The sequence below is a fragment of the Alkalibacillus aidingensis genome (assembly GCF_014595945.1).
GTDB classification, from domain to species: domain Bacteria; phylum Bacillota; class Bacilli; order Bacillales; family Alkalibacillaceae; genus Alkalibacillus; species Alkalibacillus aidingensis.
Genome location: NZ_JABXWU010000012.1, coordinates 64,558 through 76,585, shown reverse-complemented (window position 1 = coordinate 76,585; position 12,028 = coordinate 64,558). Strand labels below are relative to the sequence as shown.

General features: G+C 39.1%; 17 protein-coding genes. 7 read left to right on the top strand and 10 right to left on the bottom strand.

The window, feature by feature from the left end; genetic code table 11:
* Positions 1 to 140: 140 nt before the first annotated feature.
* A complete protein-coding gene (locus HWQ49_RS13380; protein WP_188208129.1) occupies positions 141 to 1,307 on the bottom strand; it encodes a PstS family phosphate ABC transporter substrate-binding protein in 1,167 nt (388 codons plus the stop codon).
* A gap of 178 nt (positions 1,308 to 1,485) precedes the next feature.
* Here HWQ49_RS13380 and HWQ49_RS13375 point away from each other — a divergent pair, with 178 nt between their 5' ends.
* Both HWQ49_RS13375 and HWQ49_RS13370 read left to right on the top strand, forming a co-directional pair.
* Positions 1,486 to 2,244, top strand: coding sequence for a DUF2087 domain-containing protein (locus tag HWQ49_RS13375; protein WP_188208128.1), 759 nt, complete (start codon positions 1,486 to 1,488; stop codon positions 2,242 to 2,244).
* Between the two features lie 105 nt (positions 2,245 to 2,349).
* Positions 2,350 to 3,288, top strand: coding sequence for a prenyltransferase/squalene oxidase repeat-containing protein (locus HWQ49_RS13370; protein WP_188208127.1), 939 nt, complete (start codon positions 2,350 to 2,352; stop codon positions 3,286 to 3,288).
* Between the two features lie 406 nt (positions 3,289 to 3,694).
* On the opposite strand, the gene HWQ49_RS13365 is transcribed toward HWQ49_RS13370, so the two are convergent.
* From HWQ49_RS13365 to HWQ49_RS13350, 4 genes are all read right to left on the bottom strand, one after another.
* Positions 3,695 to 3,934: a YkuS family protein gene (locus tag HWQ49_RS13365; RefSeq protein ID WP_188208126.1), complete on the bottom strand. Its 240-nt coding sequence runs from the start codon at positions 3,932 to 3,934 to the stop codon at positions 3,695 to 3,697.
* A 64-nt stretch (positions 3,935 to 3,998) separates the two neighbouring features.
* On the bottom strand, positions 3,999 to 4,922 hold the full coding sequence (locus HWQ49_RS13360; RefSeq protein ID WP_188208125.1) for a P1 family peptidase: 924 nt from the start codon (positions 4,920 to 4,922) through the stop codon (positions 3,999 to 4,001).
* A 133-nt stretch (positions 4,923 to 5,055) separates the two neighbouring features.
* The gene (locus HWQ49_RS13355; protein ID WP_188208124.1) at positions 5,056 to 5,247 is read right to left on the bottom strand and encodes a hypothetical protein; all 192 of its coding nucleotides are present in this window, start codon (positions 5,245 to 5,247) and stop codon (positions 5,056 to 5,058) included.
* 62 nt (positions 5,248 to 5,309) lie between these two features.
* Positions 5,310 to 5,795, bottom strand: a complete 486-nt coding sequence (locus HWQ49_RS13350; protein WP_188208123.1) for a GNAT family N-acetyltransferase — start codon at positions 5,793 to 5,795, stop codon at positions 5,310 to 5,312.
* A 140-nt stretch (positions 5,796 to 5,935) separates the two neighbouring features.
* Between HWQ49_RS13350 and HWQ49_RS13345 the strand changes: the two genes are divergently transcribed.
* The 4 genes from HWQ49_RS13345 (at position 5,936) to HWQ49_RS13330 (ending at position 8,385) form a co-directional block, all read left to right on the top strand.
* Entirely contained in the window at positions 5,936 to 6,856 is a 921-nt protein-coding gene (locus HWQ49_RS13345; protein ID WP_223155186.1) for a YncE family protein, read from the top strand.
* 116 nt (positions 6,857 to 6,972) lie between these two features.
* Entirely contained in the window at positions 6,973 to 7,440 is a 468-nt protein-coding gene (locus tag HWQ49_RS13340) for a DUF1259 domain-containing protein (protein WP_188208121.1), read from the top strand.
* Positions 7,441 to 7,783: 343 nt separating this feature from the next.
* Complete coding sequence (locus HWQ49_RS13335) at positions 7,784 to 8,029, top strand: hypothetical protein (RefSeq protein ID WP_188208120.1); 246 nt, start codon at positions 7,784 to 7,786, stop codon at positions 8,027 to 8,029.
* Positions 8,030 to 8,094: 65 nt separating this feature from the next.
* Positions 8,095 to 8,385: a hypothetical protein gene (locus tag HWQ49_RS13330; RefSeq protein ID WP_188208119.1), complete on the top strand. Its 291-nt coding sequence runs from the start codon at positions 8,095 to 8,097 to the stop codon at positions 8,383 to 8,385.
* Positions 8,386 to 8,443: 58 nt separating this feature from the next.
* Here HWQ49_RS13330 and HWQ49_RS13325 read toward each other — a convergent pair whose 3' ends face one another.
* From HWQ49_RS13325 to HWQ49_RS13315, 3 genes are all read right to left on the bottom strand, one after another.
* Positions 8,444 to 9,109 carry a DUF421 domain-containing protein gene (locus HWQ49_RS13325; protein WP_188208118.1) on the bottom strand — a complete coding sequence of 222 codons (666 nt, stop codon included), beginning with the start codon at positions 9,107 to 9,109 and terminating at the stop codon, positions 8,444 to 8,446.
* Between the two features lie 128 nt (positions 9,110 to 9,237).
* Complete coding sequence (locus HWQ49_RS13320) at positions 9,238 to 9,819, bottom strand: hypothetical protein (RefSeq protein WP_188208117.1); 582 nt, start codon at positions 9,817 to 9,819, stop codon at positions 9,238 to 9,240.
* A 101-nt stretch (positions 9,820 to 9,920) separates the two neighbouring features.
* Positions 9,921 to 10,292, bottom strand: a complete 372-nt coding sequence (locus HWQ49_RS13315; protein ID WP_188208116.1) for a hypothetical protein — start codon at positions 10,290 to 10,292, stop codon at positions 9,921 to 9,923.
* A 111-nt stretch (positions 10,293 to 10,403) separates the two neighbouring features.
* Between HWQ49_RS13315 and HWQ49_RS13310 the strand changes: the two genes are divergently transcribed.
* On the top strand, positions 10,404 to 10,613 hold the full coding sequence (locus HWQ49_RS13310; RefSeq protein WP_188208115.1) for a hypothetical protein: 210 nt from the start codon (positions 10,404 to 10,406) through the stop codon (positions 10,611 to 10,613).
* A gap of 14 nt (positions 10,614 to 10,627) precedes the next feature.
* Here the strand turns inward: HWQ49_RS13310 and HWQ49_RS13305 are convergent, their stop codons facing one another.
* Together HWQ49_RS13305 and HWQ49_RS13300 are read right to left on the bottom strand one after the other, a co-directional pair.
* A complete protein-coding gene (locus tag HWQ49_RS13305) occupies positions 10,628 to 11,194 on the bottom strand; it encodes a GNAT family N-acetyltransferase (protein WP_188208114.1) in 567 nt (188 codons plus the stop codon).
* A 34-nt stretch (positions 11,195 to 11,228) separates the two neighbouring features.
* The gene (locus HWQ49_RS13300) at positions 11,229 to 11,996 is read right to left on the bottom strand and encodes a hypothetical protein (protein ID WP_317450935.1); all 768 of its coding nucleotides are present in this window, start codon (positions 11,994 to 11,996) and stop codon (positions 11,229 to 11,231) included.
* Between the last annotated feature and the right edge of the window lie 32 nt (positions 11,997 to 12,028).

Below are 12,028 nucleotides of genomic sequence, written 5' to 3'. Positions count from 1 at the left end.
ACAACAATTAACATAATAAACCCCAGATAGGGGACTTTTTATTTTAAGTCCACTAACTGGGGTATAGTTCACAATAAGGGGGCATTTTTTTATTTAAACCAAACTATTTATCACGACTACACAGTACTCCATGGTCACTTTTACTCCACCACAGGAGCATACCCCGTCTGATCAATAATCCACCTGCCTTGTTCTGACTTCATCCACTCTAGAAAACCTTCAACATGTTCATTGTCGCTGTCAGCTGTAACCGCATAAAACTCTGACGCAATAGGATACGAACCATCTCGAACTGACTCTTGATCTGGATAAACCCCATCTATTTCAATAAATTCAATACGACCACGATCCACCATTTCACTGGCAAAAAATCTAAACGAAAAGCCAATCGCATAGCGGTGATTATGATAATCTTGTGTTTGCTCGACTATTCCACCCATTGCAGACACAACATCATCCTGTGGTGGCTTCATCAGCTGTTTGGTTCCCATAAATGACCTTAAAGCTGATTGACTACCACTATTTTCAGGTCGTTGAAAGGCTTTAATCTCTTGATCGCGACCACCAACTTCACTCCAGTTGGTGATTTCGCCAGCATAAATTCCTTGAATCTCTTCCGTTGTAAGTCGATCAACTGGGTTATCCGAATGGGTAAAAAAGATAAACGCCTCACGTCCAATCGGTGTCCATTTGACATCTAAATTTGAATTCTCAATTTTTCGCTTTTGATTGCTAGACGGTTCAGGGGCAAAAATAATGTCTACCTCTCCATCAATGAGCCTTTGATAAGCTCCATCCGTTTGTGTGGACTTAACTTCACTGGAAGGACTATAAGGATCATAATCTCCTTCAGGGTAAACAGCCTGAGCAAACGCAGCATAAACCGGATATAAAGCAGTCGATCCGTCTAATTTCGGTGGGTTATGATTAATCTGAAAAGTTGCTTCGTCTTCTAACTCAACTACCTTTGTATTCGACGAAAAAGGTTCATACTCACGAAGGTCAACATCCTGAGTGCTAACCACCTGTATGCTTTCTAAATAATAACTATAACCTATGTAACTAACTAACATAATTGCGCACAAACCATAAAAAGACCAAGCAATCTTCTTATAAAGCTTTTTATTAAAAGCATTGAACAATCGCAAATTGACTAAAATAATTGAACCTAAGGCGACACCTGCAATAAAAGGTGCCATGAAGTTCTGTCCACCTGAAAACAGCGAAATTAAACCTAAAACAAATCCGAAAAATCCGATACCCACACTAAAGAAAATAGCTAACATGATCTTCTGTACAATCCCCAAATGACTCTCCCCCACTCTTTCTTTCCTATAGCTTACCATTAAATGACAGACTACTAAACATTTTTTAAATTTTCAAAAAGGTAATCAAAAAACAACAAAATAAAGTTATGTTTGCAAATATTAATACAAAAGTATATAATGTTAGCTAATAACCAAACAGAAATAAGAGGTGTTTAATATGTCAGATGATTTATTTTGGAATGCATCAAGTGAAGAACTTTCTAAAGGTTATATTTACAACCCAGACCAAGATGCTTTTATCTGCCTCATTTGTGAAAAACCTTATGAAAAAGGCATCATCTATCCAATTGGAGAAACATTATACGAGGCAGAAAAAGCAACTCAGCAGCACATCAAACAAACTCATGGCTCAATGTTTGATTATTTAATCTCTATGGAGAAGAAGTACACTGGCTTAACAGAAACGCAACAAGAAATCCTTCGTCAATTTAGAGCTGGACGTTCTGACAAAGAAATTTCTGAACATATTAATGCCAAAAATACATCAACTGTCAGACATCATCGATTCAAATTAAAAGAAAAAGAAAAACAAGCCAAAGTCTTTTTAGCACTCATGGAATCACTCCACGAAAAGCAAGACGAAGGAAACCATTTCATTAACATTCACAAGGGGGCGACAATGGTGGACGAACGCTATGCCATTACTGAAGAGGAACGAGAAAAAATACTAAACACTTGTTTTGACAAAGGACTTGACCAACCACTGAAACAATTTCCAAGTAAAGAAAAACGAAAAATTATTGTCCTTCAACAAATTCTTACCAATTTTGATCGTGACCAATCTTATACAGAATTAGAAGTGAATCAGATTTTAAAACAAATTTATCACGACTATGTCACGTTAAGACGATATTTAATTGAATACGGGTTCATGGAAAGAAGCAGAGATGGGAAAGAATATCGAGTAAATAAATAAAGCTTTCCAATGAGTATAGGATCGGCTCATTACAGACAATTTGGGAAGGGATTATGTAAAGAGATCGAGAATAACCTATATAGACAACTCGAAAGGAGAGTACATATGGACCAAGTCTTAGAAGCATTTAATCAAGCCAATCAATGGATGAAACGCTCGGCAAGGCCCTTGGAGAATGCTAGGTGGGAATATCATTTTCAAGACGGAAGGAAAGAAAATGTCTTAAAATACTTATCCGCTTTTCAAAACGAAGATGGTGGCTTTGGAAACGGAATAGAGCCTGATATTTGGCTGCCATCATCATCACCTATGGCAACTTGGGCAGCTGGACAAATTTTAATCGAAATGAATGTCGACGCTAATCACGAGATGGTACAATCACTCATCTCATACTTAGTTCAAACCGAACAAGTCAAATCAGGCATGTGGCCATCCGTCCTACCAGAGAATAACGACTATCCCCATGCACCACAATGGACCTGGCAAGAAGAAGCTCAAGAATTTTGGAATTTCAATCCGAGTATTGAATTATCAGCATTTTTAATTCATTGGTCACCGATCGAATCAGAAGCAGCCCAATTAGGTTGGCAAACAGCTAGAGTTGCCATTGACCATTTAATGACCGTACCGAAAATGGACATGCACGAAATCCAAAACTTCCAACAATTTCTCAAAATCATTAGACCCCACGAATATATTTTCAACCGTACCATGCCTTATCCACTCGCAGAAGTGATGGAGAAAGTGCTAAAGCTTGCCGAACAAACTATCGAACAAGACCCATCCAAATGGGGGCAAGACTATCAAACATTACCACTTGATTACATCGATCATCCAGAACATCCATTATGCAGCCGCTTAGGGAGGTTAGTTGAGGCCAATTTACAATACTATGTAGAACTAATGAGTAGTGATGGCATTTGGAATATCACCTGGAGTTGGAACGAGTACCCAGAAGAATTCGCGATATCAAGACGATACTGGCAAGGGATACTCACCGTCAACAGATATAAAATATTGAAGAATTTCGGTTACTTGAAATGAGCTGAATGGATATGACATTCAGCTTTTTTATTTTTAGAGTAATTGGCGAGGTGAATTCGTTAATTATAAGGAGCTATTCATCAGTTAATTGTGCAATTCAAGCATAAAAGCGAGCGATTCCACAATAAATTAATCACACTCAGCAATTAACAGTAGTAATTCATCAATTATTTAGCACATTCATCAATAATTCTTGCTATTCACTAATCATTAAACGCATTCCACAATCATCACAGCCATTCATCAACTATGTAGCACATTCATCAATAATTCCTGCTATTCACTAATTAACTTAATCATTCCTCAATTAATTGGACTAAACTTGGCACTCGCCAAGTTCCCCTTCTTTCAATAAAACGAAAAAGGTTGAATTGACCACACTAAAGTCAATTCAACCTTCATTTTTTTACTGAAAACGTTTGTTGACTTCTTCCACGATGTCGTTAGCAGATTTCCCATCACAGTTAATGACGGGAGCGTTTGTCTTTTTGTCGCTCATTCCCATCATGTTTTCATCCTGACCTGAAATACAGCAGCAGTCACAATCAGGCACTTGATCACCTTCTAATGCAACAACCTCATGCCCTTCTTGTGCTAAAGCTTGGCTTACATCTGATAAATTGTTCTCAACAGCTATACGTGCCATACTTTCACCTCCGTTTTTTCCTCTCTTATTCTAAAACGAAAGTGGAAAATTTATTCAAAAATCATCAATTATTTTTATCAACCGAACGTAAAATTGCTTTTTCCATAACCTCACATCCTAGTGAGGCAACCAAGTCAACTGGATAAGAGTCTTCACCAGTACCTAAAGCAAATATCGTATCACCATCAAACATCGTATGCGCCGGTGAAATGGTCCTGCCGATAGCATTTTGCGCCACTTGTGCTACTTTTTGCGCTTCAGCCTTAGTCAACTTAGCATTTGATGCGACCACACCAATCGTCGTATTCGTTCCTGGGAAACCACCCGTTTCTACCATTTGACGCATGGCCTTAGCACTTTCTAAAAAATGCCCTGATTCCGGTTCAATTGCTCCAGCAACAATCTCGCCAGTCTCTGGGTCACGCACATCACCGAAAGCATTAACGGCCACAATTGCACCGACAATCAAACCGTTATCAAGCTTAATTGAGGCACTACCAATCCCACTATCTGTCACTTGCTCGAACCCCGCTATCTTGCCAACCGTCGCACCACAACCAGCACCGACACTTCCTTGATTAACTTCACCACTTTCAGCCAGACGAGCAGCTTCATAACCCATCATTTGATCAGGACGCACACTTGGATCACCAACAGCCAAATCAAATAAAATTGCACTTGGGACAATAGGAACCTTAGCTACACCAACATCCATACCGACTCCGTTCTCTTCTAAAAATTTCATGACGCCACTAGCCGCATCGAGTCCATAAGCACTCCCCCCTGCTAAACTAATCGCATGGACCTGGTCGACTAAATTAACTGGATCCAACAAGTCCGTCTCGCGCGTCCCCGGCGCTGAGCCACGTACATCGACACCACAAGTCGCACCAGCCTCTGTCAAAATCACTGTACAGCCGGTTCTCGCCTTATAATTCTGTTGATGACCAACTTTCACACCAGGAACATCTGTAATATTGTGGTTCATAATCAAACACCTCCATTAATTATGTATTTATTGCTGCTGCCGGATGTCGATTAGGTAGACGATCCGACTGTCGGCGAACGCGATCCGACGTTCAGCCCCTCTCATCCGACCGTCAGCACCACTCATTCGACCGTCACCGACCGTCAACACCTCTCATCCGACGGTCAGCTCCTCTCGTCCGGCGTTCAGCCCCTCTCGTCCGACTGTCAGCACCACTCATCCGACCGTCAGCTCCACTCATCCGACCGTCAGCTCCTCTCATCCGGCGTTCAGCTCCTCTCGTCCGACTGTCAGCACCACTCATTCGACCGTCAGCACCACGCATCCGACCGTCAACACCTCTCGTCCGACTGTCAACCATCCCCAACCCGAACTACACACATGGGCCTAAACCTTTTTCACCATTTTCAACGTCTTTAAAATATGACCTGCAAACTCATCATCATATTCCTCAACAACTTCAAAGCCGCGCGCTTCATAAAACTTCAGGCCTTTTTGATTATCTTTTTCCACTTCAACGTACAATTGACGTAAACCTGTCAAACCTTCTAACCCGGCATTCAACAACTTGGTCCCAATACCATGACCTTGGCTCTCTGGCAGTAAGTAAATCGCTGCTAAAACCGCTTGTCCATCACGATTCACCGGTGAAAAATTCGCAAACCCAGTCACCACACCATCCGCTTCAGCTACCCAAACACCACCATGCTCCAACCGTCTCCGCATATTTTCATCACTATAAGCTTGATCTAAAAACTGATCCTGCACCTCACGTGGGATGATGCCTTCATATGTATCATGCCAGCTTTTACGAGCCACGTGTTGTACTTGTTTCAAATCCAGTTCCATCATTTTTCTAATCATCACCAACACCCTCTCACCACTATCAGATAATTTCCATTATTATAACACACACCTAAAAAACTTCGGATTTCGAATAAAAATTGTCGCGTTTGAATTTTTTAAATGTTAAAATGATTTTGTTAAATATTTATACATATAGGAGGTTCATGATGGAAAATTACTTAATCGTACTAAACAAAGATGAGGACACCTTATCGATTGTTGATTTGCAAAAACAAGAATCAATTAAGACCATCCCAACGTCACACAACCCACACGAAGTTGTAATCAGTAAAGACGGGAAGAAAACCTATATCGCTTGTTCTTTAGGTAACGCCGTTGATGTCATGGATAACGACACATTCCAAATCACCAAAACAATTGAACACCCTGAATTCGCCTTCCCACATGGGGTTGATATTACCCAAGACGGCAAAAAACTTTTTCTTGCAAGCACGTTTTGTAGTAAGATTTTTGTTATCAATACAGAAACTGATGAGATCGAAAATATTTTCCCAACCTATCAGGATAAGTCACATATGATTTCATTTTCACCAGATGGGAAAACGATTTATGTACCTAACATCGGTAGTCATAACGTGACCGAGATTGATGTTGAAACAGAAACAGTCGTCAATCACTTCCCTGTAGGACAAGGCCCAGAAGGATTGGCTGTTCACCCGAATGGCAAGCATATTTATGTTGCTAACCAAGAAGACAACACATTATATGTGATTGATCGCGAGAATTACGAGACCCTTTTCAAACGTCGAATTGGCGAATTACCGGTTCGTCTCATCTTCACACCTGATGGCAAGTACGCATTAACTGCCAATCGCTACTCGCATGATGTCTCGGTGATTCAAACGGAACAGAAAGTGAACGGCCAAGTAAGACCGTGGGAAATTAAACGTATTCCTGTCGGTCGTTGGGCTGGTGGAATCACTCACAACCACGACGGTAGCTACGCTTATGTTGCCAACAACAAAACCAACGATATCTCACTAATTAATATGGAAACTTTAAAAGAAGAAACACGAATTGATGTCGGTATTCATCCAGATGGTATTGCCTACTTAAACAAATCATAAGCACTCTATTGAATCACATTAATCAACAAATCTACCATTTTTATATCATAATAGATATTCACTCAAGCAAAGCGATCTCCTTTCACGTATGGATGTAGTGAAAGGAGGTGGTTAGAATGTCAAACAACAATAGATTTAATCATAGATTAAGAGGTTTACAAAATAGAAATCAGGGAAATAGTAGAGAAGACTTTGCTAGTATTTGTGAACGTTTTGCTGAGATTTTAAACGCAGATTCTGAGGTTGTTAATGGTGTCTGTGTGGCTTCCCGAGTCAGAGACCTTGAGGCCAGCATTATGGGACGTGAAACCAATTCTCCATTAGTATTCCCACAGTTTTTCTCATTTGAAAATCCTGATGAAAATGGGAACACGCTCAATTTAGGAGAAACGGTGATTCTGCAACATGAGATTAATCCTTTTGTCGAAAGGCTAGTGGAACAAGATATTCAATTAACAGCGGTTCACAATCACTGGTTATTCGAAGATCCTCGTTTAATGTATATTCACTTTCAATCTATTGAGCCACCTTTACAGTTTGCCAAAAAAACTGCTAATGCCTTAGAAGTACTAGACGATGCTTAAGATTTTTAACTAATAGTCATAGGACTGTCTACATGAATTTGACTTTTATGTCAGGTTTATGTTTAGACAGTCCTTCTTTTTTGGTTCTAAAAATTTTTGTTAGGTAACAACACAAATTCGAATTCTTTTTTTAAAATAAAACGCTTGATTGACTACTCGCTTGCCACTGGCAGGGCTTCACCTTCGCACGAAACTCAATGACTTTTTATATCCATTAAATCACTTCCTGTGAGCATTCTGATCGAATATGCGCAAAAGTCTATAACCTAGTTTGTACCTTTGTCCAACCACTATTAGAAAACAAGAATATAATATTGTAACTTAAACTTAAGGAGGGGTTGTTATGAGTTACTTTAATAGAGATCGAGACGTTACAGCAAACGCAAAAAATGATGCAGATGCTCTATCAAAATTAGATAGTGACCTTAAAAGTGACAATACACTTAAAGATAAAAATGTGAATATTGCTAGAGTTGTAAACAGCGGAAACTCATGGTTAGATATAGACATCAAAGTAGACGGTGATTCTAAAGCTCGAGTCAGAACAAAAGCGGATTCAGACTTAGATCAAAGAGACGGAAAGTATTAATCCTAAGCTTTAAAGGGGATGCTCTTATAGCATCCCCTTCTACCTATCATTAAGGAGGGATCAAAATGGGTGACCCCGTTGAAAACAAAGTGAATACCTTGTTGAAGGACAGTGGGAATTCCGATGTCGACTTGACTGTTAATGTAGATATTAATACCAAAGCCATTGCTTACGGAATGCTTTGTAGTATGTATGCGAAAGGAGATTTAAGTGATTCGGAATTAGAAGATGCCATTAAAAAGCTAGACTCTTTAGTAAAACATGATGAAGACACGAATCCTGTCATTGAACACAAACATAATAATATAACACCTACCAATCGTTACAAACTGCCTGAAAGAAGACGATTTTGGTAAACAATATAAAAGAGCTGATGCCCTTGTAACCAAAAACAAGACATCAGCTCTAGCATGTTTATTCAACTGTATCCACGGTTAAAGAATGTGTTTGATCATTTACATATGCATAATAGATGCCATCTAGACTTTTGTATCCTTTAAAACGCAGTTCCTTCATCAACCAATCCTCGTCTTTATCAATTGACTTCAAATTTCTTTTTTGTACTCTACCTTGAATGACAACAGCAATTGGTAAACCTTTATACTCAGTTTCTATATTTAATTGTCTAGGCGTGACCGGCGTTATGTCTCGATTTTTAATAATACTAATTTGTCCATTTGGCTCCAGCAAAGCGTAATCGATATCCTTTATATCCGGACTACCAGCAATCCGAATACTCGACAATAATTCTGTTAACGAGTAACGGCTTCGTTTTAAATTTTTTTCAATAATTTTTCCATGTTTGATTAAAATTGTGGCCTCCCCAACAATATAACGATCGAATGGTTGGATCAGACTCAAACGTGAGACCACTAAATAAACAAACCCAATAATTAAAATACCGATAATGGCACTAAAAAAACCATCAATATCAATCGCAATAAAAGCTAAGTATCCTAAAAAGACAATCGTCACAAAATCATAAGGTGTCCATTGTGAAAACAACGACTTCCCTAACAGTCGCAACACACAGAAGATTAACAGGTATAGTGTTACCAATTTGAGAAAATCCAACCACATGGAATAACTCCTTGTTGTTTAATGCTATACCACTTATTCCTTTCCGAATACCTAAAATACATGTAATTTAACCGGAAATAAATATTAAAGAGATGTATGAAATTCCATCACTTGCTACATCAATTTCCTCATTGCACTGTCAAAGCCCCTACGCACTCTTCCCGAATTCCCCATATTTGATCCACGGTTAATTGATCAGCTAATTCTTTTTCTCTTAACCATTTCGCTATGTAAACACGATGAAAAGCAAATTTGAAATCTCCAATTTGTAAAGGAGTAATTTCTTTTTCGATTAGAAAGGAATCAATCGGGTCATCCATACTTTCAACCCTCGTGAAATCGAAGCGCTCATCACCATATTTTAAATAACAATGAGCTTCAGGAATTGCCTCTAAATCATACTGACCCAACACCTCACCAATCTCTGGTGTATTTACTTTATTCATTTCATAAATTCCCGTAAATAACTTGATGTCTTCTCGCCCTTGTTCACTAGACAACTTAGCAAGTAATGCATGTTTAGTACTACAAGTTCCTTTCTCCTCAGAAAGGACCAACTTATATTGACTTCGCTTGGATGTTCGCCCATAAGGTAGGTGGGCAACCCAGTCAATAGTCTGATGAAAATCGTTTAACCCTCGCTCTAAAAACTGTTTCGAAATATTTCCTTTTAACCTAATCGGAAAATTAGGTAAATCTTTCAAAAACATATTCTCCCCTCCGAAATTAGTGATTGCTCTTAGAGGTTCAAACAATAGCTGCAACATTTTTATTCCGCTTCTGGCGGTACTTGATATGAATCATTAGCTTCTTAGTCATAAAACCTTCGAAATACAACCCTAAAAACCAACATAACATGAAAGTAAAGTAGAGCTGGAAACACACCTAAAAAAAGCCATGGTGCCCATAATGTAAAGTCTGGAATAGATCCTTGAACAATTTGAAACAAAGCAATAACCAAGACCCCACCAAACGCGTATAAAAACAGAGAATATAAATACTCAACCGTCTTATGTTGAAAGTGTTTCACTTCAATCAGATAATCTGCTACAACAGAATATAGACTACCCGCAAGCAAAAGAATCGATAAGAAAGCTACGATAACAAACTGCCAATCCAATAACAAATAAATGATAATGACACCAGTCATCACCGAAGAAAACAATTTTTCAATGGTTACCATTGACCTCGCTCCAATTTTTGAATCATTTAAGCCATAACTGCCCTACTTATAGGAAGCGTACCAACGTATAAAAATCACAATTGATCACAAGATAATGATGAGGTGAGCATAATGACTGAGAAACGTAAACAAACCTTTAAATTTCCAACTGATGACAGCACAAATGCGGGGTTTACGATTCAAAACGGTGTAAGAGCCTATCGCCCATTAAGAGATGAACAGGACTACCCAGGTGACGCAGTTGATGACAATGCTGAAATAGCAGAAGCAAACGAAATTCTAGCCAAAAAAGAGATTTACCAAACTTACGAAAATTCATAAACGCTTGATGTTGTTTAAACTATTTTAGAATATACACAAGTATCTCGTAACTCTGTACCATTAACAGACAAACTGTGATTCCTTAGTATTCCTTCTAATTCAAATCCTACTTTTTCAGCAACTGCTTGACTGCCTTCGTTTTTGGCATCACATTGAATTTCTAGTCGTTTCGCCTTTAATTCACTAAAGGCAAAATCTGTGATGCCATTTACAATCTCTGTCGTATAACCCTTTCCCGTCAAGCGAGAATCCGTCCAATAACCAATCTCAAATTTAGGGATCTTCCAATTAATCCTATGTAAACCACTCGAGCAAGCTAACTGCCCAGTTTCTTTGTGAAAGGCTAATAATCTGAGGTCTTCACGATTTAAAAACTTCGTATAAGCCTTACGAATATTTATTTCAGATTCCTCGACAGTTGGAATGCTTTGAGCAAATTCCATCCATGGCAACAATTCGTTAATAGAAGCAACAATCGCTTCATTCAAAGCCTTACCATCACCCGGTCTAGGGCTTCTTATAATGAATTGTTCCGTTTCAAATTGATCTGGAAACTCCAACAATAATGGGTTAACTGACATTTTCCCCCTCCTAACTACCTACCACACTTAAAAATTATCTAACGCCCATTAACGCTTGATATTTTCTCAACACACCTACCACAAACTCTTGATCCATCCCTGTTTGCTCGTGAATTCGCGTGGCCCAACTTTTTACTGACTTTAATGGTGGTTCATCAAACAGCCCTTTACTTGAACTCAAAAAACTTTTCCAATCATTAAATTCCCAATGGACAACCTCTGCTTCATGAGGAATTCGGCACTCAACTAATGGACGTTTTCGAATCGTCCGTTGGGAAAGCTCAGCCATTTTCACGAATTCACTATAGTCGATCGGTTCAAGACTAAAAGCTTGTGATGAATATTTTCCATTCGGACGGTGATAGCGAATTTCCACCTCACCCCCACTAGGTAGTACCTGAACTTTGGCTGCTGGGAAGAAACCACCCAACGGCTCATGGGTAAAATCTTCATCAAATCGATCAACCAAAATCGGCTGAATCCACTGGTCTCCAAGATCACAAAAATATCTCTTACCCATTTCGTCTACTGCTATGACTGCAACGTGTGCCCTATCTGTATACAAGTCATGTCCGACTGGATAAGTCTGGATCCCCTCCCGTTTAAATTTATCCATTAACCAAATCGCTAAGTCAAAACAATTTCCTGATACTCCAAATTGCTCGCGATGTTCTTTCATTAACGAAACCGAACGTTGCTTAGGTTCCTGTTCTTGTTCAAAATACCACAGCTTCGTCAACGTCTCCATCGGGAAATTGTCAAACTTCTTCCATGTGCTTAAAATCTCTTTAGGTGGTAACACGGCAGCAACACCTTCTTCATCCTTCACTCTAT

What these genes read in the sequence shown, in the direction of transcription:
- HWQ49_RS13375 (WP_188208128.1), top strand. Translation starts at nt 1,486, where the DNA reads ATGTCAGATGATTTATTTTGGAATGCATCAAGTGAAGAACTTTCTAAA.
- HWQ49_RS13370 (WP_188208127.1), top strand. Translation starts at nt 2,350, where the DNA reads ATGGACCAAGTCTTAGAAGCATTTAATCAAGCCAATCAATGGATGAAA.
- HWQ49_RS13365 (WP_188208126.1), bottom strand. Translation starts at nt 3,934, where the DNA reads ATGGCACGTATAGCTGTTGAGAACAATTTATCAGATGTAAGCCAAGCT.
- HWQ49_RS13360 (WP_188208125.1), bottom strand. Translation starts at nt 4,922, where the DNA reads ATGAACCACAATATTACAGATGTTCCTGGTGTGAAAGTTGGTCATCAA.
- HWQ49_RS13355 (WP_188208124.1), bottom strand. Translation starts at nt 5,247, where the DNA reads ATGCGTGGTGCTGACGGTCGAATGAGTGGTGCTGACAGTCGGACGAGA.
- HWQ49_RS13345 (WP_223155186.1), top strand. Translation starts at nt 5,936, where the DNA reads ATGGAAAATTACTTAATCGTACTAAACAAAGATGAGGACACCTTATCG.
- HWQ49_RS13340 (WP_188208121.1), top strand. Translation starts at nt 6,973, where the DNA reads ATGTCAAACAACAATAGATTTAATCATAGATTAAGAGGTTTACAAAAT.
- HWQ49_RS13335 (WP_188208120.1), top strand. Translation starts at nt 7,784, where the DNA reads ATGAGTTACTTTAATAGAGATCGAGACGTTACAGCAAACGCAAAAAAT.
- HWQ49_RS13330 (WP_188208119.1), top strand. Translation starts at nt 8,095, where the DNA reads ATGGGTGACCCCGTTGAAAACAAAGTGAATACCTTGTTGAAGGACAGT.
- HWQ49_RS13325 (WP_188208118.1), bottom strand. Translation starts at nt 9,109, where the DNA reads ATGTGGTTGGATTTTCTCAAATTGGTAACACTATACCTGTTAATCTTC.
- HWQ49_RS13320 (WP_188208117.1), bottom strand. Translation starts at nt 9,819, where the DNA reads ATGTTTTTGAAAGATTTACCTAATTTTCCGATTAGGTTAAAAGGAAAT.
- HWQ49_RS13315 (WP_188208116.1), bottom strand. Translation starts at nt 10,292, where the DNA reads ATGGTAACCATTGAAAAATTGTTTTCTTCGGTGATGACTGGTGTCATT.
- HWQ49_RS13310 (WP_188208115.1), top strand. Translation starts at nt 10,404, where the DNA reads ATGACTGAGAAACGTAAACAAACCTTTAAATTTCCAACTGATGACAGC.
- HWQ49_RS13305 (WP_188208114.1), bottom strand. Translation starts at nt 11,194, where the DNA reads ATGTCAGTTAACCCATTATTGTTGGAGTTTCCAGATCAATTTGAAACG.